Below are 19,128 nucleotides of genomic sequence, written 5' to 3'. Positions count from 1 at the left end.
CCGCCGCTGCGGACTTCAGCGCGGGACTGGCAGCTCCAGCGTGATCGCCGGCTCCCCCTGCATGGACGGCGCCAGCACGGCACGACGCGGCTGCACCGACTGCAGCACCAGGCCTTCGTCGACCCGCGCGCCGACCCGGTACGGCTTGGCCGGCTTGCCGTCCACCACGATCAGTGCGGCACCGTGCTGCGACTTGTCGGCCACCACGCCGACCAGCTGGAAGCGGCTCGCGGCACTGGGCTGCGGGCCGGCCGCCGGCGCTGCCGCGGCCCCTGCGCTCGAACCCAGCAGGCGCGCGATGGCCGCCGGGTCGGCCGGTGCAGGCTGGCGCAAGCCGGCCGCGGCGACGGGGCCGGAGGCGCCCTGGCCGGAAACCTTGAGCCCCCAGTAGGCCGCACTCGCAGCCGCGGCCGCCCACACGAGCAAGGTCACGCCCTTGACTGTCCGGTTGGCCGCGCCCTTGCTCACCATGCGGCCATTATCATGGCAAGCGATTCGTGACTGGACCTTCGATGACAACGCTGTTCACCGCTTCGCGCCGCCAGCTGCAGCGCGGCTTCACGCTGATCGAGCTGATGGTCGTGCTGGTCATCATCGGCGTGCTGGCGGCGCTGATCGTGCCCAACGTGCTGGATCGCGCCGACGATGCGCGCGTCACCGCGGCGCGCACCGACGTCAACAACCTGATGCAGGCGCTCAAGCTCTATCGCCTCGACAACCAGCGCTACCCCACCGCCGAGCAGGGGCTGCAGGCCCTGGTGGCCCGGCCCTCCGCGGGCCCGGCGCCGGCCAACTGGAAGCCCTATCTCGAGCGCCTGCCCAACGATCCCTGGGGCCGGCCCTACCAGTTCCTCAATCCCGGCATCAAGGGCGAGATCGACGTGATGTCCTACGGCGCCGACGGACAGCCGGGCGGCGAGGGCAAGGATGCGGATATCGGCTCCTGGCAATAAGGCCGGCGACCGTTCCCGGGCCGCCGCGGCGCGCGCCGGCGGCTTCACGCTGATCGAGCTGCTGGTGGTGGTGGCGATCATCGCCGCCGCCACCGCCGGCGTCAGCCTGGCCTTTCGCGACAACTCCGGCGCCCAGCTCGAGCGCGAGGCGCGGCGGCTCTCGGCGCTGTTCGAGTCGGCCCGCGCGCAGTCGCGCAGCAGCGGGCGCCCCGTGGTCTGGCATGCCGTCCAGGGGGGCTTTCGCTTCGAGGGACTGCCCGAAGGCACGCTGCCGGACCACTGGCTGGACAACGCCACCGTGGTGCACGGCGGCACGCGGGTGGTGCTCGGACCCGAACCCATCATCGGCCGCCAGGAGGTGCTGATCGGCTCCACCGCCCTGCCCGGGCGCACCCTGCGCATCGCCACCGACGGCGTCCGCGCGTTCGCGATCCAGGACCCGGGCACACCATGAAGCGGGGACGCTGCGGCGGCTTCACGCTGATCGAGGTGCTGGTGGCGCTCGGCATCGTGGCGATCGCCCTGGTGGCGGGCTTGCAGGCCACTGCAGCGCTCACCTCCAATGCCCAGCGGCAGTCCAGCGTGCTGCTGGCGCAGCTGTGCGCGGAGAACGAGCTGGTGGCGGTGCGCCTGGCGCGCCAGATGCCCGGCATAGGCACGCGCCGCAGCGCCTGCCGGCAGGGCAACGTCGACTTCGAGGTGGCGGTCACGGTGGCGCCGACACCCAACCCGAACTTCCTGCGGGTGGACGCCCAGGTGTTCGAGGCGGCCGCACCGGTGCTGCGCCTGTCCACCGTGGTCGGGAGGTTCTGACGATGCGCGTGCCGGCCGCGGCCCGCGGCTTCACCCTGGTGGAACTGCTGGTGGCCCTGTTTGCGTTGTCGCTGATCGCGGTGCTGAGCTGGCGCGGCCTGGACGGCATGGTGCGCGCCCAGCAGCAGACCGAGGCGCGCGCGGACGACGTGCATTCGCTCCAGGTCGGCCTGGCCCAATGGCGCACCGACCTGGACGCGCTGGTGCAGTTGCCGCAGCTCACGGCGCTGGAATGGAACGGGCGCGTACTGCGCCTGACGCGGCTGTCGGCGACCTCGCAGGCGGAGGGCGTGGTCGTGGTCGGCTGGAGCCGGCGCAGCGAGGCGGGCGCCAGCCGCTGGATGCGCTGGCAATCGCCGCCGCTGACCACCCGCGGGCAGGTCGAGGAAGCCTGGGCGCGTGCCGACGCCTGGGCGCAGGAACAGGCCGGCGGCGACAACGGCAGCGCCGTCGCGCTCACCGGCCTGCAGGACTGGCAGGTCTTCTTCTACCGCGGCAACGCCTGGACCAACCCGCTGTCCAGCGATGCGACGCAGGAACCGCCCGCCGCACCGGCCGGCCGCGCGCCGCCGCCCGGCAACCGCACCGCCCAGTTGCCCGATGGCGTGCGCATCGTCCTGACGCTTGCGCCGGGACAGGCGATCAGCGGCGACCTGGTGGACGACTGGGTCCGGCCCACGGTCGGCGGAGGCAAGTCCTCATGAGCCGCTTCGCCCAGCGTGGCGCGGCCATCCTGACGGCCATGCTCACCGTCACGCTGGTGGCCAGCTTCGCGGCTGCCGCCTTGTGGCAGCAGTGGCGCGCGGTCGAGGTCGAGGCCGCCACGCGCGCGCGGCTGCAGGCGGCCTGGATCCTGACCGGCGCGCTGGACTGGTCGCGGCTGATCCTGCGCGAGGACGCGCGCGCCGGCGGCGCCGACCACCTGGCCGAGCCCTGGTCGGTGCCGCTCAAGGAAGCGCGGCTGTCCACCTTCCTGGCCGCCGACAGCACCGGCGCCGGCGAGGCCCTCACCGATGCGGACAACGTCTTCCTGTCCGGACAGATCACCGACCAGCAGGCGCTGCTCAACGTCAACAACCTGGTCGAAGCCGGCCGCGTCTCCGAGACCGGCTATCGCAGCTTCCAGCGGCTGTTCGAACTGCTGGGGCTGCCGGCGGCCCAGCTCAACCGGCTGGCGGAGAACCTGCGCTTCGCCTCCGACATCAGCACCGACAACCGCTCGGCATCGCAGGCGCCCTTGATGCCGCAGGAGGTCGACCAGCTGGGCTGGCTCGGCCTGCCGCCCGCCACCGTGGACACGCTCAAGCCCTACGTGACGCTGCTGCCCGCGCGCACGCCGGTCAACCTGAACACGGCCGCACCCGAAGTCATCTATGCGGCCGTGGGCAGCATCACCCTGGCCGACGCCCAGGAACTGGTGGCGCGGCGCTCGCAGTCCCCGTTCCGCGGCATCACCGACGTGGCCCGGCTCATGCCCCAGCACGCCAGCAGCTTCACCGAAGGCACCGTGAGCGTGTCGTCCCGCTTCTTCGAAGTGCGCGGCCGCTTGCGCCTGGACGCGCTGGTGGTGGAAGAGCGCTCGCTGGTGCAGCGCGAGGGCCTGGACGTGCGCACGCTGCGGCGCCAACGCGGCGTGCTGGAGCCGCCGTCCGCGCCCGGACTGCCGTTCGCCGCACGCTGAAGGCCCGCAGGGCAACGGCAGAGTTGCTGCCGTCCCTACAATCCCTGCACTCCCATGAGTTCGATCTACGTCCTGCTCCCGGCATCGCCCGTCACGGCGCAGACCGAGCTCGCTTACGTGCTGTCGCCCGATGGCCGCAGCATCGCCCGCCACGGCAGCGCGCAAGTCGCCCTGCTGCCGCCGGCCAGCGGTGCAGGCAGCGAAGTGGTGCTGATCGCACCCGCATCGGCGCTGTCGTGGCACCGCACGGAACTGCCCAAGGGCGCGGGCCCGCGGTCGCCGCGACTGCGCGCGGTGCTCGAAGGCCTGCTGGAAGACCGGCTGCTGGACGAGCCCGAGCACCTGCACTTCGCGCTCGAGCCCTCACCACCCGCCGCAGGCCCCTCCTGGATCGCGGCTTGCGATCGCACCTGGCTGAGGGACGCGCTGCAGCTGTTCGAGTCGGCGCAGCGGCCGGTCACGCGCGTGGTGCCGGAGTTTGCGCCGGAAGGCGAAACGGTGCTGTATGCCGTCGGCGAACCGGAGGCCGCGAGGATCGTCTGCGCCGGCGCCGAGGGCGTGTTCGCGCTGCCGCTGGCCGCCACCTCGCTGGCGCTGCTGCCCTCGCTGCCCGAGACCACGCCCTTCGTGGCCGAGCCTGCCGTGGCAGCGCAGGCCGAGCAGTTGCTGCGGCACACCCCCCAGCTGCAGCAGCCGGCCGAGCGCCTGCTGGCCGCCGCCCGCGGCCGCTGGGACCTGGCGCAGCTGGAGTTCGCCAGTTCCGGGCGGGCCCGCACCTTCAAGAAGCTGTCGGCCGGCTGGGCCGAACTGGCGCGCGCGCCGCAGTGGCGACCGGCGCGCTGGGGCGCGGCGCTGCTGGTGGCGGTGCAGCTGGTGGGCCTGAACGCCTGGGCCTGGAAGGAGCGCTCGGCCCTGGCCGACAAGCGCGAGACCGCGCGCTCGATCCTGACCCAGACGTTCCCGCAGGTGCGTGCGGTGGTCGACGCGCCGGTGCAGATGGATCGCGAAGTGGCCGCCTTGCGCCAGCTCACCGGGGCGCCGTCCGCGCGTGACCTGGAATCGATGCTGGGTGCCGTGGCCGCCGCCGCGCCGGCCGGACGGGTGGCGACCGGGCTGGAATACAACGGCAGCGAACTGCGCGTGCGCGGGCTGGCCGCCAACGAGGCCGAGGCCCAGCCGATCGTGCAGGGCCTGCGCAGCCGCGGCTATGCCGCCACCGTGCAGGGCGAGACGCTGGTGGTGCGGCCGGAGGCGCAGCCATGAAGCTGCCGGCGCAGTGGCGGGCCGCGTGGGAGCCGCTGGCGCCGCGCGAGAAGTTGCTGATCGCCGGCGCAGCCGCGCTGCTGCTGCTGGCCTTGCTGTGGGGACTGGCGGTCGCGCCCGCGCTGTCGGTCGCGCGATCGGCCGCTGCCCAGCACCGCGAGATCGACACGCAGCTGGCCCGCATGCGCGCGCTGCAGCAGCAGGCGCAGGCGCTGCAGGCCCAGCCCAAGCAGGGCTACGAGGAATCGCTGCGGCTGCTGGAGACGTCGGTGCGCGAGCGCCTGGGCACCACGGCGCGCATGACGGTGGCCGGCGACCGCGTGACCCTGACGCTGGCCGGCACGCCGGCCGACGCGCTGGCCGGCTGGCTGTCGCAGGCGCGGGTGAACGCCCGCGCCGTACCGAACGAAGCGCGCCTGACCCGCGCGGCCGCCGGAGGCTGGGAGGGCACGCTGGTGCTGTCCCTGCCGCCGCGCTGAGGAAGGCGGCGGCAGGTGGCGCGCAACCGACTGGCTTCGGCTCCCGCCGCGCCCTGGCGTTGGGCCGGCGCCGGGCTGCTGCTCGGCCTGGCGCTTGCGCTGGTCCTGTTCGCGCCCGCGCGCTGGCTGGCCGCGCGCGTGTCCGCTGCCACCGGCGGGCAGGTGCTGCTGCAGGATGCCCGCGGCACGGTTTGGAACGGCTCGGCCCAGCTGGTGCTGACCGGCGGACCCGGCAGCAGCGACGCGGCCGCCCTGCCTTCGCGCGTGCAATGGCGCCTGCGCCCGGCGCCCGGCGGCGTGCACGCCGTGTTGGCGACCGACTGCTGCACCCCCGAGCCGCTGGCGTTGGACTGGCGTCTCGGCTGGAACAGCCGCTCGCTGCGACTGTCCGACGGGCGTTCGCAGTGGCCCGCCTCGCTGCTGACCGGATTGGGCACGCCCTGGAACACCTTGCAGCTCGAGGGCGAGCTGGCGCTGCGCACCGATTCGCTGCTGCTGCAGTGGGCCCAGGGCCGCCTGTCGGTGGCCGGCCAGGCCGAGCTGACGGCCGAGCGCATGGGCTCTCGCCTGACCACGCTGCGGCCCATGGGCAGCTACCGGCTGGTGCTGTCGGGCGGCGACGTCCCCATGCTGCAGCTCTCCACGCTGGACGGTCCGCTGCGCCTGTCGGGCACGGGGCAGTGGGTGGCCTCGCGGCTGCGCTTCAACGGCGAGGCGAGCGCCGCGCCCGAGCGCGAAGCGGCCCTGGCCAACCTGCTGAACATCATCGGCCGCCGCAGCGGCTCCCGATCCATCATCACCCTAGGCTGACCATCATGAAACTCCAAAGAGCCCTCGCCACCCTGGCCGCCTTCGTGATGCTGGCTGCTGCCGCTGCCGCCGTGCAAGCGCAGAGCGCCCGGGACCCCGTGACGCTGAACTTCGTCAACGCGGAGATCGATGCCGTGGCCCGCACCATGGCGGCGATCACCGGCCGCAACATCGTGGTGGATCCGCGCGTCAAGGGCACGATGTCCCTGTCCACCGAGCGGCCGGTGCCGCCGCAGACGGCCTTCAACCAGTTCGTCTCCACGTTGCGGCTGTCGGGCTACACGGTGGTGGAGTCGGGCGGCCTGCTCAAGGTGGTGCCGGAGGCCGACGCCAAGCTGCAGGGCGGCGCCGTCTCCGTCGGGTCGCCGCCGGGCGGCGCGCAGATCGTGACCCAGATCTTCCGCCTGAACCACGAGACGGCCAACAACCTGGTGCCCATCCTGCGGCCGCTGATCAGCCCGAACAACACGATCAACGTGAACCCAGGCAACAACTCGCTGGTGATCACGGACTACGCCGACAACCTGCAGCGCATCGGCCGCATCATCTCGGCGCTGGACATCCCCAACGCCACCGGCGTCGAGGTCATCGTGCTGCAGCACGCGCTGGCGCCCGACCTGGCCCCGGTGGTGCAGCGGCTGGTCGACAGCGGCGGCGGCCCGGTGCCCGCGGCCGCCCAGGGGCAGGCCGACACGTCCTTCCGTACCGCGGTGATCGCCGAGCCGCGCAGCAACAGCCTGATCGTGCGCGCCGCCAACCCCGCGCGCATGAACCTGGTGCGCACCATCATCGAACGGCTGGACCAGCCGGCCGCCCAGAACCCCACCGGCAACATCTACGTCGTCTACCTGAAGAACGCGGACGCGGTGCGCCTGGCGACCACGCTGCGCGCAGCGATGGCGGGCATGACCAATGGCGCCGCCACCACCACCACGACGGGCCTCGCGACGCCGGCGGGCATGACCACCGCCGCCACCCCGGCGTCGACCGCGGCCGGCGCCGCCAGCCCGGCGACCGCGGCGGCCCAGCCGCTGGCGCAACCGTCCACCGGCGGGCAGATCCAGGCCGACCCGGCCACCAACTCGCTGATCATCACCGCCGCCGAGCCGCAGTACCGCCAGTTGCGCGCGGTGATCGACCGGCTGGACTCGCGCCGCGCGCAGGTCTTCGTGGAGAGCCTGATCGCCGAGGTCAACGCCGACAAGGCGGCCGAATTCGGCATCCAGTGGCAGAACGCCTTCGGCAACCGCGGCGACAAGAACATCGGCGTGCTGGGCACCAACTTCGGCGTCGGCGGCGCCAACATCATCAACCTGCAGCTGGGCGCCGCCACCGGCAACCTCAGCGCGCCGTCGACCGGCATCAACCTGGGCCTGCTGCGCAACATCAACGGCACCTACATCCTGGGGGCGCTGGCGCGCTTCCTGGAATCGAATGCCGACGCCAACATCCTGTCGACGCCGAACCTGCTGACCCTGGACAACGAGGAAGCCCGCATCGTCATCGGCCAGAACGTGCCCTTCGTCACCGGCCAGTTCACCAACACCGGCGCCACCAACGGCGCCGTCAACCCGTTCCAGACCATCGAACGCAAGGACGTCGGCCTGACCCTGCGCGTCAAGCCGCAGATCAGCGAGAACGGCACGGTGAAGCTGCAGATCTTCCAGGAGGTCTCCAGCGTGCAGCCGGCGTCGATCAATTCGCCCACCGGACTGATCACCAACAAGCGCTCGATCGAGTCCAACGTGCTGGTGGACGACGGTGCCATCGTCGTGCTGGGCGGGCTGCTGCAGGACGAGTACGCCGGCAGCCAGGAGAAGGTGCCCGGCCTGGGCGACGTGCCGGTACTCGGCCACCTGTTCCGCAGCGAGGCGCGCTCGCGCAAGAAGACCAACCTGATGGTGTTCCTGCGTCCGGTGGTGGTGCGGGACTCCGCCCAGACCGACGAGTTGTCGCTGGACCGCTATGACCTGATGCGCCTGAAGCAGGAGGCCGGGCAGCCGGTCCCCAGCGCCGTGGTTCCGGTCAATGCCGGGCCGGTGCTGCCGGCGCCCGCTGCGCGGGTGCCGCCGGCCTCCCCCGCCGAACCCGCGGGCATGCTGAATGCCGCTCCGCCCGGAACACCGGTGCCCGCCGCACCCGCCGACGCCCCGGCGCCGCTGCCGCCCGCGCCGGTCGAGCCTGCCCCGACCCGCTGATGCCCGCCCGCTACCCGCTGCCCTACAGCTTCGCCCGCACCCAGCAGCTGCTGCTGGAGGACGACGGCCAGGCCCTCACGCTGTGGCACGGGGCCAGCCCGGCGGCGGGCGCGTGGAGCGAGGTGATGCGCAAGTTCCCGGTGCGTTCGCTCCAGCAGCTGGATCCGACCGCCCTGGCCCAGCGCATCTCCGCCGCCTACGCGCAGGGCGAATCGAGCGCGGCCACGGTGGTCAGCGAAGTGCAGAACGACGCCGACCTCTCGCGCATGATGCAGGAACTCCCGGCGGTCGAGGACCTGCTGGAGACCAGCGACGACGCGCCCATCATCCGCATGCTCAACGCGCTGCTGACCCAGGCGGCGCGCGACGGCGCCAGCGACATCCACATCGAGCCCTACGAGCGCCACTCGTCGGTGCGCTTCAGGGTCGACGGCACGCTGCGCGAAGTGGTGCAGCCCAATCGCGCGCTGCACGCCGCGCTGATCTCGCGCCTGAAGATCATGGCCGACCTGGACATCGCCGAGAAGCGCCTGCCGCAGGACGGCCGCATCTCGCTGCGCATCGGCACCCGCGCGGTGGACGTGCGCGTGTCCACCCTGCCCAGCGCGCACGGCGAGCGCGCCGTGCTGCGCCTGCTGGACAAGAGCGAGAGCAAGCTCAGCCTCGAGTCGGTCGGCATGACCGGCGACACCCTGCAGCGCTTCCTGGGCCTGATCACCCAGCCGCACGGCATCATCCTGGTGACCGGGCCCACCGGCTCGGGCAAGACCACCACCCTCTATGCGGCGCTGTCGCGGCTGGACGCCGCCAGCAGCAACATCATGACGGTGGAGGATCCGATCGAGTACGAGCTGCCCGGCATCGGCCAGACCCAGGTCAATGCCAAGATCGACCTCGATTTCGCCAAGGCGCTGCGGGCGATCCTGCGGCAGGACCCGGACGTGATCATGATCGGCGAGATCCGCGACTACGAGACCGCGCAGATCGCCATCCAGGCCTCGCTCACCGGCCACCTGGTGCTGGCCACCCTGCACACCAACGACGCGCCCAGCGCCGTCACGCGCCTGACCGACATGGGCGTGGAACCGTTCCTGCTCAGTTCGTCGCTGCTGGGCGTGCTGGCGCAGCGGCTGGTGCGCAAGCTGTGCCCGCACTGCCACGGACGCGGCTGCGGCGAGTGCGGGCAGAGCGGCTACCAGGGCCGCACCGGCGTGTTCGAGCTGATGCTGGCCGACGACGCCATCCGGGCCCTGATCCACAACCGGGCTCCGGAATCCCGGATTCGCGAGGCGGCCATGGCCGCCGGCATGACCCAGATGCGGGAGGACGGCGAGCGGCTGGTGCGCGAAGGCATCACCTCGCAGGCCGAAGTGCTGCGCGTCACGCGCGACTGACGGCGCAGCCGCGATTGCATTCGCTGCCACCCCGCCAGGCAGCGCGGAGTTGCGCTCGACCCGGTCGCCGGCGTTCGGGTCGGGCACGCTGGCGCGATCCGCATCAGTGGGAGGCCCGCTTTTCATCAATCCGGCCGGGCGCAGGCCGTATGCTCTGCGCCGATGTCCCGGATCTCGCCTGCCCACGCGCTGCTGGCGCTCGTCGTCGTCGCCGTCTGGGGCACCAACTTCGTCGTGATCCGGGTGGCGCTGGATGCGCTGCCGCCGCTGCTGCTGGCGACGCTGCGCTTCTCCCTGGCACTGGCACCGGCGTTCCTGTTCCTGCCCCGGCCACGGGTCGCGCTGTCGAACCTGGCGGGATACGGGCTGCTGATCGGCGCCGGCCAGTTCGGCCTGCTGTACATCGCGATGAACGGCCAGATCTCGCCCGGACTGGCCTCGCTGGTGGTGCAGACCCAGGTGTTCTTCACCATCGGGCTGGCGATGTGGCTGACCGGCGAGCGCCTGCGCGCCTTCCAGGCCGTGGCCGTGCTGGTGTCCGCCGCCGGGCTGGCGGTGGTTGGCTGGCACACCGATGCCACCACCACCGCCACCGGCTTGCTGCTGGTGCTGGGCGCCGCAGCCACCTGGGCCGGCGGCAACATCCTGACCAAGCGTGCCGGCAGCATCAACATGGTGGCCTACGTGGTCTGGTCGTCCGCCTTTGCCGTGCCGGTGCTGTTCGCGCTGTCGCTCGCGATGGAAGGCTGGGATGCGATCGTGGGCGGGGTGCGCCAGGCGACAGCGGGCGTGTGGGTGGCGGTGGCCTGGCAGTCGTGGGCCAATTCGCTGTTCGGCTATGCCGCCTGGAACTGGCTGCTCTCGCGCTATCCGGCAGCGACCGTCACGCCGCTGGCGCTGCTGATCCCGGTGTTCGGCATGGGCGCCTCCGCCGTCTGGCTGGGCGAGCCGCTGCCGGCCTGGAAACTGGCCGCGGCGGCCCTGGTGATCGGCGGGCTGGCGATCAACCTGTGGTGGCCGCGGGCAGCGGCCGGAACGGCGGTCGAGGCGGAGGCTGCCCGCTGAGGGATCAGCACCGGCCGTCGCTGCCCGGGTGCGGCGCCGGCGACTCGAGCGGGCCGAGGACGTCCGCACTGCGCGGCGGAAAGCCGACCCGGACACTGATGTCGCCGCCGGCCAGGAGGCGCAGGGTCAGTCCGTTGGCCCATACCGCTTGCTGCAGCAGCAACAGGTCCAGCCCGTCGTCCAGGCGCCGGCGCGGCGGGTCCACGCCGGCGCCTGCATCCGGCCTGGCACGCGGGCCGAACGCGCTCAGGACCGGGCCGGCGGCGCGCCTGCCCGGCTCGGTCTTCAACACGAGCCCGCTGCCATGCGTGCGCAGCCAGGCCAGCAGGCATTCGACCACGGTGTAGGCCGACGGCGCATCCATGAAGGCCTCGCAGGGCGCCAGGTCGAGTTCGGCGATCGCACCGCCGCCGAGCGGGTCGAGCGCGAGGTCGGCCAGCACCGCCAGCACCACTTCGCGCAAATCGATGCGCTCACGGAACTGCCTCACGCGGCCGCCCGCCAGCCGGGTGATCTGCTGGGCGCGCCGGCTGGCTTGCCGCAGGCGGTCGGACGCTTGCAGCAGCGCCTCCACCTCGCGCGGCGGGAGCCCGTCCGTGGATTCGAGATGTTCCTGCACGGCGCGCAGCAGGCCGGCCTGTTCATCCGCCAGCACGGACACGAGCAGGGGCCAGCGATCGGCCATGCCCCACGGCCCGCCCGGGGGCGGCGCCCCGGCATCGGCCCACCGGCGACGGGGGACTGCACGTACCTGCTCCATGGATGCCTCCCGCTGCGACTGGACCTTCCGGGAACTTCGCAGGATCCGCCGGCCGGGAGAGTAGGCGAGCACAGCCGCCGGCCGTAGGCCTTCTTCAATGCCCTGCTCCGGTCCGGTTGGGCGCGCGCGGTGCCCGCCTGCCACACCCCGCCCCGGAAAGCCCGGCGCCGGCCGGAATACCCCGAATTCCCGGAATGCCCGTGCTTGGGGAGAGGCCTCTTAGAAGATGAATCTTTGACGAATCTTAAAATCCAGCCCCGAGGAAACCCGTATATGCCCACTCCCGATCTCTGCACCGAGGAAGAAGTGCATCGCCTGGTCCACGGCTTCTATGCCAAGGTCCGGCTGGACCCCGATCTCGGGCCCGTGTTCGACGCCCACATCCGTGACTGGGACCCGCACCTGTCCAAGATGGTGGACTTCTGGTCCTCGGCGCTGCGCGGTACCGCGCGGTTCCGCGGAACGCCCATGCCCAAGCACGTGGCGCTGCCCGGCCTGAGCGAAGCCCTGTTCCAGCGCTGGCTGGCGCTGTTCGGCGCCACCACCGCCGCGCTGGGCAACCCGGCCATGAAGGAGCGGGCCGACGTGCTCGCGCACCGGATCGCCGACAGCCTGTGGTACGGCTGGCGGATCAGCCGCGGCATGGACGTCGCCGAGGGGCTGGTGTGATGGACAGCGCCGTCATCAGCCTGCTCGGGGCCTTCCTGCTGTCCATCATCGGACTGTTCGTCTTCATCTGGTCGCTGCGCAAGGGCCTGCTGGTGGAGAACCCGACGGCCGCGTCGGTGATCTTCGCGCGCGGCGAAGTCGGCCGGGTGGACGACCCGGCGCTGCGCGAAGAAGGCCAGCGCGAGTTGCAGCAAGCGGCGCACCCCGAGCCGCTGCCGCACACCGATCCCACCGACCTGCAGGCGCGGGTGGTGGCGGACCAGTCGACCGCCTTCCCGGTGTTCATGTTCGCGGCCTTCGCCTGCTTCTGGCTGCTGCTGGGCTCGATGGCGGGCCTGACGGCTTCCATCAAGCTGCACGCGCCCGACTGGTTGGTGCAGCAGCCCTGGCTCACCTTCGGCCGCGTCCGCACGGTGCACCTGCAGGGGGTGCTGTACGGCTGGATCACCAACGCCGCGCTCGGCATGATCCTGTGGCTGCTGCCGCGGCTGCTGCGCACCCACCTGCACGGGGCCGTCTGGACGCTGCTGGGCGGCGCCCTGATCAATACCGGCATCGCCGCCGGCATCGGCGCCATCGCGGCCGGCTGGAGCGACGGCATGGAGTACCTGGAGATCCCCTGGCAGGTCGGCCTGTTCATCGTGGCCGGCTTCGCGATGATCATCCTGCCGGTGCTCTACACCGTGGTGAACCGCAAGACCGAGCACCTGTACGTGAGCGCCTGGTACATGGTGGCGGGGCTGCTGTGGATCACGCTGCTGTACCTGGTGGCCAAGCTGCCCGGCGTGCACACCGGCGTGCAGCAGGCCACCATGAACTGGTGGTTCGGCCACAACGTGCTGGGCCTGTGGTTCACGCCGGTCAGCGTCGGCGCGATCTACTACTTCCTGCCCAAGATCATCGGCCGGCCGGTGCGCTCGTACAACCTGTCGATCCTGGGCTTCTGGACGCTGGCCTTCTTCTACGGCCAGGTCGGCGGCCACCACCTGATCGGCGGGCCGGTGCCCGGCTGGCTGATCACGCTGTCGATCGTGCAGAGCCTGATGATGGTGATCCCGGTGATCGCCTTCACCATCAACATGGGGCTGACGCTGCAGGGGCGCATGCACCTGGCGCGCTGGTCGCCGACGCTGCGCTTCATGATGTTCGGCGGGCTGATGTACATGGCCTCCTCGCTGCAAGGCTCGATGGAGGCGCTGCGCAGCGTCAACGCCGTCGCCCACTTCACCCACTACACCGTCGGCCACGCGCACCTGGGTGCGTACGGCTTCGTCAGCATGGTGCTGTTCGGCGCCATCTATTTCATGATGCCGCGCGTGCTGAACTGGGAGTGGCCGTTCCCGAAGCTGATCACGGTGCACTTCTGGCTGTCGGCCGTGGGCATCGGCATCTACTTCACCTCGCTGACGATCGGCGGCTGGCTGCAGGGCCTGGCGATGCTGGACCCGGCGCGCGCCTTCATGGAGTCGGTCACCCTGACCATCCCCTACCTGCAGTGGCGTTCGGTCGGCGGCGGCCTGCTGGTGCTGGCGCACCTGGTGTTCGTCGGCCACTTCATGGCCATGGCGCTGCGTTTCGGCCCGATGCGCACCGGTGCCGCGCTGTTCGGCGCCCGCCACCACATGGAACCCGCGTATGGAAAATGAAATCAAGCTGGCCGCCGGTGCGATGGTGGCGCTGGGCGTCGCCACCGCCGCACTGGTGGTGCTGCCCTACGTGCAGGCGCGCGACATCGCTCCGCCGCCCAAGCTCAAGCCCTATACCGATGCCCAGCTGCGCGGCCGCGCGGTCTACATCGCCAACGGCTGCGTGTACTGCCACAGCCAGCAGCCGCGCGACCGCGGCCTCGGGCCGGACCTGCAGCGCGGCTGGGGGCGCGCTGCCGTGCCGGGCGACTACTACTACGACAAGCCGCACCTGCTGGGCAGCATGCGCACCGGCCCCGACCTGTTCAACATCGGCGCGCGCCAGCCGAGCAAGGACTGGCACCTGGGCCACCTGTACCAGCCGCGCGCCTACGTGAAGGAATCGATCATGCCGGCCTATCCCTACCTCTTCCGCATCAAGGACGCGGAAGAGGCCAAGCGCGAAGGCGACCAGCCGGTCCTGCTGCCGCCCGGCTACGGGCCGCAGGTCGGCCAGGTGGTGGTGCCCACGCCCGAGGCGCTGGACCTGGTGAAGTACATGCAGGGCCTGGACCACACCTACCCGGTGCTGCCCGCCCCGGCGGCAGCCGCCGCGCGCTGATCGAAGGAGGCATTGCATGGCGACCCAAGCCCCCCCGCCCACTCCGGCGCAGCTGCGCGAGGAGGCGGAACCGACCGAACGCACCCAGCCGATTCCGCTGATCGTGGCCGGCGTCACGCTGGCCATGGTGCTGGCCGGCGTCGGCTACATCCTGTTGTCCGAGCCCTTCGGCGCACCGGCGCTGGGCGACCAGCGCACGGTGGCCGACCTCGCCGGCCCGCCCGCCGGCGTGGCCATCGACGGCAAGCAGGTCTACACGGCCAACTGCGTGGCCTGCCACCAGGCCACCGGCGCCGGCCTGCCGAACGTGTTCCCGCCGCTGGACGGCTCCGAATGGGTCACCGGCGAGCCGCGCGTGCTGGCCAACATCCTGCTGCACGGCGTCACCGGCGAGTTGACGGTCAAGGGCGCCACCTACCAGGGCGCGATGCCGGCGTTTGCGCAGCTGGGCGACGCGGAGCTGGCCGCGGTGGCGAGCTACGTGCGTTCGAGCTGGTCGAACAAGGCCGAGCCGCTGGACGCCGCGCTGATCGCCGGCGAGCGCAAGGCGTCCACCCGCGACAAACCGTTCGAGGGCGAGGCCGGTCTGAAGGCGCTGGCCGGCGGCAGCAACTGAGCGAAGGCGGCGCGATGCGGCTTGCGCACATGACCGACTATGCGGTGCGCCTGCTGATCTACGTGGCGCAGCACCCCGAGCGGCGCTGCCACATTGCCGAGGTCGCGAATGCCTACCGGATTTCCGAGACCCACCTGATGAAGATCACCCACCAGCTCGCGCTGGCGGGCTGGCTCGAGACCGCGCGCGGCAAGGGCGGCGGCATCCGGCTGGCGCGCCCGCCGGAGCAGATCCGCCTGGGCGACGTGGTGCGCACCATGGAGCCGGACTTCTTCATCGTGGAATGCTTCTCCACGGGGAATACCTGTTCGCTCACGGGCAGCTGCGAACTGACCGGCATCATGGACGGCGCGCTGCACCGGTTCATGGACCACCTGGATTCGCACACCCTGGCCGACGTGCTGCCACCGGCGCCAGGGGCGCCGCGGCGCGTCCACGTCCACAGGCCGGCCAAGGCCGAGGTGCGCTGATGCTGCGCACCGCCGTCGCCTGTGCCGTGCTGGCGCTGGGCGCCTGGTTCGGCGCCGGCTGGCTTACGCACGACTTCCAGGTGTGGACCGCCGAAGGCGCGCGACGGCTGGAGGTGGTGCAGCAGCCCGTTCCCGTGCCCGCCGTTCCGGTCGAAGGGCCGCAGGTCGCGCAGCGCGACCTGCGCCAGCTGCTGGCCGACAGCGGCCACGTCACCATCGTCGAATTCGTCTACACCCACTGCGAGAGCCTGTGCCTGGTGCTGGGCAACACCTTCCAGCAGATGCAGGCGGTGCTGCAGGCCGAGCCCGGCGATGCCGGCGTGCGCCTGCTGTCCGTGACCTTCGATCCGGAGCGCGATTCGGTGCAGCGGCTGGACTGGTATGCGACGAAGCTGATGAAGGCCGATCCGGCGCTGTGGCGCTTCGTGCGCGTGCCGGATGCGGTCGACACACGGCAGCTGCTGGAGCGCTTCCAGCTGGTGGTGGTGCCGGACGGCCGCGGCGACTTCCAGCACAACGCCGCGCTGCTGGTGGTCGATGCGCAGGGCCGGCTGGTGCGCATCTTCGACCTGGCCGAGCAGCAGATGGCGCTGGACTATGCGCGTCACCTGGCGGCGGGCGGGCAGCTGTGAGGAATCGTCCGATGGCACTGCTGCGCGGCAGGGCACCCGCCTTGGCTGCCGGCCTGCTGGTGGTGCTCGCGCTGCCGCCGCTGCGACCGTTGCTGGAGGGCAGCATGGCACTGCACATGCTGCTGCAGTTTCCGCTGGTCGCGCTGGCCGGATTCGTGCTGGCGGGGGCGCTGCAGCCGGGGGTGCGCGAGCGGCTGCAGCGCTGGAACGCCTACGGCCTCACCGGCCTGCTGGCGGCCGCCTTGTTGCTGGCCTTGCTGATGATCCCGCGCCTGCTGGACCTGGCTTTGGTGGACACGCGGATCGAAGCGGCCAAGTGGATCGCCCTGCTCGCCACCGGTGCCGCGCTGCGGCTCTCATGGACCAAGTCGGGGCTGCTCGGCCAGTTCTTCTTCCTCGGGAACGTCCTGCCCATGACGGCAATGGCGGGGCAGCTGTTCATCGACTCGCCCCTGCGCGTGTGCAACGCCTACCTGCTGGACGACCAGGTCCGCGTCGGGCAGGGATTGATCGCGGGCTGTGCCATCGTGGCCGTCGCCTGGCTGGTCCACGCCACGCGCAAACTGATGCACCCGGCCGCGGCACAGCCCGTGGCTGAAAAGGGCTGACGCCTTCGCGTCAGTACCCGGACCACCAGATGACGAGCAGGAGCGCCGCCCCTGCGATGCCGGCGGCCAATGGCTCCGACTCCAGCAGCAGTGGCGTGAAACGCGCCCAGAACCGGTTCATGGCGTGCAATCGGGAGAAAGTCCTCACGCATTGTGCGCGCCGCTTCGTTGCGTGACCAGCGCCACCCCGCGCCCAGCGTGGTGAGCGAAAGCAAGACGGGTTAGCAAGCCGGCGCCGCGCGCCTGCGGGCCACGCCCATCGTCCGCGCACTTCCACCTAAACACATCAGCGGCCACGGCGGCCGCGCATGAGTTGCACTGCTGGGTTGTGCAGTTCGGGCTCGCGCGACGAATCGATGATGGAGATCAAACACCCGGTCCGACGGCGGTGTGCCACGACCCCACCGCAATCGCCGAATTGATTAGCCTGATTCGTGCCGCCGGCGTGGATCCGGATTTCCTCCGGCGCCAGGGCGTTGCCTTCCACCTTTTCATGGAGATGCATTCATGGCTGCCGTCGAACTCGAAAACATTGCCGCCACCCTGGGCAAGTTCGCCTTCCCGCGGAAATTCGCCGTCGAGATCTGCGCCGAATGCAACCTCGCCTGCTCGATGTGCCACCACCCCTCGATGAAGCGGCCGAAGGGCACCATGCCTTTTCCGCTGTGGCAGAAGTGTGCCGACGAGATCGCAGCCGTCTCGCCGCGGACCGAATGCTGGTTCTCCTTCTGCGGCGAGCCCCTGCTGGAGCCCGAGCTGCTGCTGAGATGCCTGGCCTATGGCCGATCGGTGGGCCTGAAGTCCCTGAACATCAACACCAACGGCATGCTGCTCACGCCCGACCTCGACGATGCGATCCTCGGTTCGGGCGCGCACCTCGTCGTCTTCGGCGTCGATGGTTTCTCCAAGGCCTCGTTCGAGAAGTACCGCGTGAAGGCCAACCGAGACGTGGTCTATGCCAACGTCGAACGCCTGCTGTCGCGGCGCGACGAAATCGGCTCGAAGCTGGCGATCCAGGTGCAGTTCATCACCATGGAAGACAACGCCCACGAGGTCGACGACTACAAGGCCCACTGGCTGGCGCGCAACGCCGTCGTGAAGGTGCGCCGCCAGCTCAGCTGGGGCGGCCAGTTCGAGACCGGCCTGGGCATCTCGAACGACGAGCGCATCCCCTGCCCATGGGCCGTGACCATGATGCACGTGTTCTGGGACGGCCGGGTGCCGCGCTGCCCCGGCGACACCGAGGGCGAAGAAGGCGCCGGCAATGCCTGGCACGACAGCCTGGCGAACCTGTGGGCGAAGCTGGGACGGTACCGCGAACTGCACCTGGAGCGCAGGTTCGACGAGCTTCCGGAGCGCTGCCACAAGTGCACCGACTGGATGACCGGCGCCGCGGAACGCGTGCGGCCCGAAGCCGACGCTGTCCCGGTCGAACCCACCTGGCAACGGCTGAATGCGGTGGCGGCCAAATGAGGACGCTCTATCTGTGCGGCGTGGGCAATGGGGAAGGCATCCGCCTGGCGCTGCAGGTCAACCGCGCCACCGAGCGCTGGCGTCGCATCGTGCTGCTCGACGACGACGCCGACAAGCACGGCAGCACCCGCCTGGGTTTGCCGGTGGCCGGCTCCTTCGACCTGCTGCGCCAGGCCGACCCGGCACTCGACGAAGTGGTGAACCTGGTCACCCGCACCACCGCCGGCCGTGCCCGCGCACGCGAGCGCATCGCCGCTTTTCGCATTCCCTTCGCTTCGCTGGTGCACCCGGGCGTCGACCTGCTCGGCGCCCAGCTGGCCGGTGAAGTCAGCATCTACGAGCACGCCACCATCGGCGCCGCCGCTTCGGTGGACCGGTCGAGCGTGGTGCTGGTGGGCGCCGTGGTGGGCCATGGATCCCAGGTGGGCCGGGGCTGCGTGGTGGCGCCCAATGCGGTGATCAACGCGCGCGTGGTCCTGGAAGACCGGGTGTATGTGGGCTCGAACGCCAGCATCCTGCCGGACTTGCGCATCGGCGCCGGGGCCACCATTGCCGCCAACACACTGGTTGTCTGCGACGTGCCCGCCGGCGCCACCGCGCTGGGCGTGCCGGCCACGCTGGTGCAGGCGTCCGGCACCGGCACGATGGCCGCGGCGGCCGACGAGCCCCGAGCCGCCGCGATCGCGGCAAGTACCGGTTCACCCGTGAATGGCGGGACGCTCGCATCCGGCATCGCCGACGCCATGCGCGAAGTGCTGTCGCTCGCCGAGGTTCCCCACGGCAGCAACTTCTTCGACCTTGGAGGCACCTCGCTCAAGGCCATCCAGTTGAGCCGGCAACTCGGTGAACGCTGCGGGATCGCGGCCAATGCACTGGACGTGTTCCGCTTCCCTACGGTCGCTGCGTTGGCCGCCCACTACGGCGGCTCGTCGGCGAGCGACGGTCTGAGCCAGGCGCGGCAGCGGGCGGCGATGCGGCGCGGGCGCTGACGCGGGGC

23 protein-coding genes are annotated in these 19,128 nt (G+C 71.2%); 20 read left to right on the top strand and 3 right to left on the bottom strand.

The features are described from left to right. Nucleotides 1–15: 15 nt before the first annotated feature. Nucleotides 16–471: a type II secretion system protein N gene (locus tag V6M57_RS11685; protein WP_332815166.1), complete on the bottom strand. Its 456-nt coding sequence runs from the start codon at nt 469–471 to the stop codon at nt 16–18. Between the two features lie 41 nt (nt 472–512). Between V6M57_RS11685 and gspG the strand changes: the two genes are divergently transcribed. The 11 genes from gspG to V6M57_RS11630 all read left to right on the top strand — a co-directional run bounded on the left by gspG (nt 513) and on the right by V6M57_RS11630 (nt 10,656). Beyond that, nucleotides 513–953, top strand: coding sequence for a type II secretion system major pseudopilin GspG (gene gspG / locus V6M57_RS11680; protein ID WP_332815165.1), 441 nt, complete (start codon nt 513–515; stop codon nt 951–953). After that, complete coding sequence (locus V6M57_RS11675) at nt 928–1,407, top strand: prepilin-type N-terminal cleavage/methylation domain-containing protein (RefSeq protein ID WP_332815164.1); 480 nt, start codon at nt 928–930, stop codon at nt 1,405–1,407. The genes gspG and V6M57_RS11675 overlap by 26 nt, the downstream gene beginning before the upstream one ends. Further along, a complete protein-coding gene (gene gspI / locus V6M57_RS11670; RefSeq protein WP_332815163.1) occupies nt 1,404–1,766 on the top strand; it encodes a type II secretion system minor pseudopilin GspI in 363 nt (120 codons plus the stop codon). Before V6M57_RS11675 ends, gspI begins: the two co-directional genes overlap by 4 nt. Before the next feature lie 2 nt (nt 1,767–1,768). Continuing rightward, complete coding sequence (locus tag V6M57_RS11665) at nt 1,769–2,470, top strand: PulJ/GspJ family protein (protein ID WP_332815162.1); 702 nt, start codon at nt 1,769–1,771, stop codon at nt 2,468–2,470. After that, nucleotides 2,467–3,447, top strand: a complete 981-nt coding sequence (gene gspK, locus V6M57_RS11660; RefSeq protein WP_332815161.1) for a type II secretion system minor pseudopilin GspK — start codon at nt 2,467–2,469, stop codon at nt 3,445–3,447. Before V6M57_RS11665 ends, gspK begins: the two co-directional genes overlap by 4 nt. A 54-nt stretch (nt 3,448–3,501) precedes the next feature. After that, the gene (gene gspL / locus V6M57_RS11655; RefSeq protein WP_332815160.1) at nt 3,502–4,710 is read left to right on the top strand and encodes a type II secretion system protein GspL; all 1,209 of its coding nucleotides are present in this window, start codon (nt 3,502–3,504) and stop codon (nt 4,708–4,710) included. Then, nucleotides 4,707–5,189 carry a type II secretion system protein GspM gene (gene gspM / locus V6M57_RS11650; protein ID WP_332815159.1) on the top strand — a complete coding sequence of 161 codons (483 nt, stop codon included), beginning with the start codon at nt 4,707–4,709 and terminating at the stop codon, nt 5,187–5,189. Before gspL ends, gspM begins: the two co-directional genes overlap by 4 nt. A 15-nt stretch (nt 5,190–5,204) precedes the next feature. After that, the gene (gspN, locus tag V6M57_RS11645) at nt 5,205–5,999 is read left to right on the top strand and encodes a type II secretion system protein N (RefSeq protein ID WP_332815158.1); all 795 of its coding nucleotides are present in this window, start codon (nt 5,205–5,207) and stop codon (nt 5,997–5,999) included. Nucleotides 6,000–6,004: 5 nt separating this feature from the next. Then, nucleotides 6,005–8,197, top strand: a complete 2,193-nt coding sequence (gene gspD, locus V6M57_RS11640; RefSeq protein ID WP_332815157.1) for a type II secretion system secretin GspD — start codon at nt 6,005–6,007, stop codon at nt 8,195–8,197. Beyond that, on the top strand, nt 8,197–9,591 hold the full coding sequence (locus V6M57_RS11635) for a GspE/PulE family protein (protein ID WP_332815156.1): 1,395 nt from the start codon (nt 8,197–8,199) through the stop codon (nt 9,589–9,591). The genes gspD and V6M57_RS11635 overlap by 1 nt, the downstream gene beginning before the upstream one ends. 162 nt (nt 9,592–9,753) lie before the next feature. Next, nucleotides 9,754–10,656: an EamA family transporter gene (locus V6M57_RS11630; protein ID WP_442968820.1), complete on the top strand. Its 903-nt coding sequence runs from the start codon at nt 9,754–9,756 to the stop codon at nt 10,654–10,656. Between the two features lie 4 nt (nt 10,657–10,660). Here V6M57_RS11630 and V6M57_RS11625 read toward each other — a convergent pair whose 3' ends face one another. Next, entirely contained in the window at nt 10,661–11,341 is a 681-nt protein-coding gene (locus V6M57_RS11625) for a hypothetical protein (RefSeq protein WP_332815155.1), read from the bottom strand. Nucleotides 11,342–11,689: 348 nt separating this feature from the next. On the opposite strand from V6M57_RS11625, the gene V6M57_RS11620 reads away from it, so the two are divergent. Genes V6M57_RS11620 through V6M57_RS11590 form a run of 7 tightly spaced genes read left to right on the top strand, consistent with a single transcriptional unit; the run spans nt 11,690 to nt 16,658 of the window. Next, entirely contained in the window at nt 11,690–12,085 is a 396-nt protein-coding gene (locus tag V6M57_RS11620) for a group III truncated hemoglobin (RefSeq protein ID WP_332815154.1), read from the top strand. Next, nucleotides 12,085–13,731: a cbb3-type cytochrome c oxidase subunit I gene (locus tag V6M57_RS11615; protein WP_332815153.1), complete on the top strand. Its 1,647-nt coding sequence runs from the start codon at nt 12,085–12,087 to the stop codon at nt 13,729–13,731. The genes V6M57_RS11620 and V6M57_RS11615 overlap by 1 nt, the downstream gene beginning before the upstream one ends. Further along, the gene (locus V6M57_RS11610) at nt 13,721–14,332 is read left to right on the top strand and encodes a cbb3-type cytochrome c oxidase subunit II (RefSeq protein ID WP_332815152.1); all 612 of its coding nucleotides are present in this window, start codon (nt 13,721–13,723) and stop codon (nt 14,330–14,332) included. Before V6M57_RS11615 ends, V6M57_RS11610 begins: the two co-directional genes overlap by 11 nt. 16 nt (nt 14,333–14,348) lie before the next feature. After that, nucleotides 14,349–14,948, top strand: a complete 600-nt coding sequence (locus V6M57_RS11605) for a c-type cytochrome (RefSeq protein ID WP_332815151.1) — start codon at nt 14,349–14,351, stop codon at nt 14,946–14,948. 14 nt (nt 14,949–14,962) lie between these two features. Further along, a complete protein-coding gene (locus tag V6M57_RS11600; RefSeq protein ID WP_332815150.1) occupies nt 14,963–15,418 on the top strand; it encodes an RrF2 family transcriptional regulator in 456 nt (151 codons plus the stop codon). Next, a complete protein-coding gene (locus tag V6M57_RS11595) occupies nt 15,418–16,050 on the top strand; it encodes an SCO family protein (protein ID WP_332815149.1) in 633 nt (210 codons plus the stop codon). The genes V6M57_RS11600 and V6M57_RS11595 overlap by 1 nt, the downstream gene beginning before the upstream one ends. 11 nt (nt 16,051–16,061) lie before the next feature. Beyond that, the gene (locus V6M57_RS11590) at nt 16,062–16,658 is read left to right on the top strand and encodes a hypothetical protein (RefSeq protein WP_332815148.1); all 597 of its coding nucleotides are present in this window, start codon (nt 16,062–16,064) and stop codon (nt 16,656–16,658) included. 286 nt (nt 16,659–16,944) lie between these two features. On the opposite strand, the gene V6M57_RS11585 is transcribed toward V6M57_RS11590, so the two are convergent. Continuing rightward, complete coding sequence (locus V6M57_RS11585; RefSeq protein WP_332815147.1) at nt 16,945–17,163, bottom strand: hypothetical protein; 219 nt, start codon at nt 17,161–17,163, stop codon at nt 16,945–16,947. A gap of 2 nt (nt 17,164–17,165) precedes the next feature. Here V6M57_RS11585 and V6M57_RS11580 point away from each other — a divergent pair, with 2 nt between their 5' ends. After that, nucleotides 17,166–18,131 carry a radical SAM/SPASM domain-containing protein gene (locus V6M57_RS11580; protein WP_332815146.1) on the top strand — a complete coding sequence of 322 codons (966 nt, stop codon included), beginning with the start codon at nt 17,166–17,168 and terminating at the stop codon, nt 18,129–18,131. After that, a complete protein-coding gene (locus V6M57_RS11575) occupies nt 18,128–19,120 on the top strand; it encodes a phosphopantetheine-binding protein (RefSeq protein WP_332815145.1) in 993 nt (330 codons plus the stop codon). Before V6M57_RS11580 ends, V6M57_RS11575 begins: the two co-directional genes overlap by 4 nt. Nucleotides 19,121–19,128 lie beyond the last annotated feature (8 nt).

Origin of the sequence: Ramlibacter sp., assembly GCF_036676645.1 — a bacterium.
GTDB lineage: Bacteria > Pseudomonadota > Gammaproteobacteria > Burkholderiales > Burkholderiaceae_C > Ramlibacter.
This window is presented reverse-complemented; position numbering and strand designations above follow the sequence as displayed.

Excerpts from the sequence above, each read along its gene's own strand:
- gspI (WP_332815163.1), top strand. The coding sequence starts at position 1,404 with ATGAAGCGGGGACGCTGCGGCGGCTTCACGCTGATCGAGGTGCTGGTG.
- V6M57_RS11615 (WP_332815153.1), top strand. The coding sequence starts at position 12,085 with ATGGACAGCGCCGTCATCAGCCTGCTCGGGGCCTTCCTGCTGTCCATC.
- gspG (WP_332815165.1), top strand. The coding sequence starts at position 513 with ATGACAACGCTGTTCACCGCTTCGCGCCGCCAGCTGCAGCGCGGCTTC.
- V6M57_RS11665 (WP_332815162.1), top strand. The coding sequence starts at position 1,769 with ATGCGCGTGCCGGCCGCGGCCCGCGGCTTCACCCTGGTGGAACTGCTG.
- V6M57_RS11575 (WP_332815145.1), top strand. The coding sequence starts at position 18,128 with ATGAGGACGCTCTATCTGTGCGGCGTGGGCAATGGGGAAGGCATCCGC.
- V6M57_RS11600 (WP_332815150.1), top strand. The coding sequence starts at position 14,963 with ATGCGGCTTGCGCACATGACCGACTATGCGGTGCGCCTGCTGATCTAC.
- V6M57_RS11685 (WP_332815166.1), bottom strand. The coding sequence starts at position 471 with ATGGTGAGCAAGGGCGCGGCCAACCGGACAGTCAAGGGCGTGACCTTG.
- V6M57_RS11580 (WP_332815146.1), top strand. The coding sequence starts at position 17,166 with ATGGCTGCCGTCGAACTCGAAAACATTGCCGCCACCCTGGGCAAGTTC.
- V6M57_RS11625 (WP_332815155.1), bottom strand. The coding sequence starts at position 11,341 with ATGGCCGATCGCTGGCCCCTGCTCGTGTCCGTGCTGGCGGATGAACAG.
- V6M57_RS11605 (WP_332815151.1), top strand. The coding sequence starts at position 14,349 with ATGGCGACCCAAGCCCCCCCGCCCACTCCGGCGCAGCTGCGCGAGGAG.
- gspK (WP_332815161.1), top strand. The coding sequence starts at position 2,467 with ATGAGCCGCTTCGCCCAGCGTGGCGCGGCCATCCTGACGGCCATGCTC.
- gspM (WP_332815159.1), top strand. The coding sequence starts at position 4,707 with ATGAAGCTGCCGGCGCAGTGGCGGGCCGCGTGGGAGCCGCTGGCGCCG.
- V6M57_RS11620 (WP_332815154.1), top strand. The coding sequence starts at position 11,690 with ATGCCCACTCCCGATCTCTGCACCGAGGAAGAAGTGCATCGCCTGGTC.
- V6M57_RS11610 (WP_332815152.1), top strand. The coding sequence starts at position 13,721 with ATGGAAAATGAAATCAAGCTGGCCGCCGGTGCGATGGTGGCGCTGGGC.
- V6M57_RS11590 (WP_332815148.1), top strand. The coding sequence starts at position 16,062 with ATGGCACTGCTGCGCGGCAGGGCACCCGCCTTGGCTGCCGGCCTGCTG.
- V6M57_RS11635 (WP_332815156.1), top strand. The coding sequence starts at position 8,197 with ATGCCCGCCCGCTACCCGCTGCCCTACAGCTTCGCCCGCACCCAGCAG.
- gspL (WP_332815160.1), top strand. The coding sequence starts at position 3,502 with ATGAGTTCGATCTACGTCCTGCTCCCGGCATCGCCCGTCACGGCGCAG.
- V6M57_RS11675 (WP_332815164.1), top strand. The coding sequence starts at position 928 with ATGCGGATATCGGCTCCTGGCAATAAGGCCGGCGACCGTTCCCGGGCC.
- gspD (WP_332815157.1), top strand. The coding sequence starts at position 6,005 with ATGAAACTCCAAAGAGCCCTCGCCACCCTGGCCGCCTTCGTGATGCTG.
- V6M57_RS11595 (WP_332815149.1), top strand. The coding sequence starts at position 15,418 with ATGCTGCGCACCGCCGTCGCCTGTGCCGTGCTGGCGCTGGGCGCCTGG.
- V6M57_RS11585 (WP_332815147.1), bottom strand. The coding sequence starts at position 17,163 with ATGCATCTCCATGAAAAGGTGGAAGGCAACGCCCTGGCGCCGGAGGAA.
- V6M57_RS11630 (WP_442968820.1), top strand. The coding sequence starts at position 9,754 with ATGTCCCGGATCTCGCCTGCCCACGCGCTGCTGGCGCTCGTCGTCGTC.